Origin of the sequence: Bacillus sp. GMs2/2 (assembly GCF_050172095.1) — a bacterium.
Classification (GTDB): Bacteria; Bacillota; Bacilli; order Bacillales; family Bacillaceae_G; genus Bacillus_A; species Bacillus_A cereus.
The window spans coordinates 1-1,140 of sequence record NZ_JBNLYE010000723.1; the positions used below are offsets into that span (position 1 = coordinate 1).

Below are 1,140 nucleotides of genomic sequence, written 5' to 3' on the forward strand. Positions count from 1 at the left end.
TATTATATACTTTTATTTAAATGTTCAATCTCATCTTGCAATTTTTTAAATTGCTCAAAATGCATGGTAATAGATTGGCTACTACCATAATCAACATTTTGTTTCACTAATATAACACCCGTATCATGAAAAAGCGCTTCAAGTTCTTTCCTAATAGACACTTTCGCAATATGAGCTGTTTTAATTGCAGATAAAATTGCAATTTCATTAAACTTTAATTTTATTTCATTTGGACAAAATGCGTCTTCAACTAATATAACTTCATTACTATAAATTAATGCAACAAGATTACTTGATTTGGCATCTGTTAAATCAACTTTTTTCATAATATCTTTCATTACATTTTGCCTCCTTTATTTTCATATATATCAATTATACAAATTTTTTAAAAAAAATACTCAACTTTATTATATTAATTTTAACACACTTTTATTGAAATCCACGCTCCAAACGTTTTACTATTCCACAATTTTTATTGTATGAACCATCTGAACTATAACTCCATATAGTAATGTTAACAACTTATTATAAAGCAGGTGAAAATTATGCCATCAGTTGTAGGAAATTTAGTTGTACAAAATAGCAATGGATCATTTAACTTAGGTGATTTCTACAACGTATCTCCGAAAGAAAATACGAAAGCTTATAATGGTTCCGGCGCATCAAACGTTGGTTTTGTTGTTAATACTTTTAGCGGTGTTAGCGCGACCAATACATTTGATTCTGACCTTGCAGATCAAAACCAAGTGGGTACAGCCTAATCTTATGTTCAACTTTCTGTATAGAAAATTTTAATTTGTCTATACTATAATCAGGCTGTTTGACAGCTCTTGTCGATTTTGGAGTACCCTATCTTTTTCTCCCTTTCCCTGGGGCTCAGCAGCTAGCACGAAGCTAGCTGCTTTTTCTTGTATTATTTGTCTCATAAATCAGAAATAAAAGAAGCTGCCATTTAATACTCAGCTTCTTTTACGTTATTTCAATAATATCCATAGCGTTAAATACGTAAGTTTTATAAAAAGCGTCTGTACAAATTACAATTTGTTTTACCGGATTGATATGTACAACAGTCATGTAGCTTGTTAGTATGTAACCATCTTCAAAATATGTTACCAATATTTCTTTCTCAGACAGTAATGA

3 protein-coding genes are annotated in these 1,140 nt (G+C 30.1%); 1 reads left to right on the forward strand and 2 read right to left on the reverse strand.

Annotated features, from left to right (window positions below; translation table 11 throughout):
- Window positions 1-2: 2 nt before the first annotated feature.
- Window positions 3-338: a hypothetical protein gene (locus ACQGS6_RS29010; protein ID WP_000651906.1), complete on the reverse strand. Its 336-nt coding sequence runs from the start codon at window positions 336-338 to the stop codon at window positions 3-5.
- Window positions 339-545: 207 nt separating this feature from the next.
- On the opposite strand from ACQGS6_RS29010, the gene gerPF reads away from it, so the two are divergent.
- Window positions 546-761 carry a spore germination protein GerPF gene (gerPF, locus tag ACQGS6_RS29015; protein WP_001141569.1) on the forward strand — a complete coding sequence of 72 codons (216 nt, stop codon included), beginning with the start codon at window positions 546-548 and terminating at the stop codon, window positions 759-761.
- 208 nt (window positions 762-969) lie between these two features.
- Here the strand turns inward: gerPF and ACQGS6_RS29020 are convergent.
- A partial coding sequence (locus ACQGS6_RS29020; RefSeq protein ID WP_426966072.1) for a YolD-like family protein occupies window positions 970-1,140 on the reverse strand: 171 nt, incomplete at its 5' end.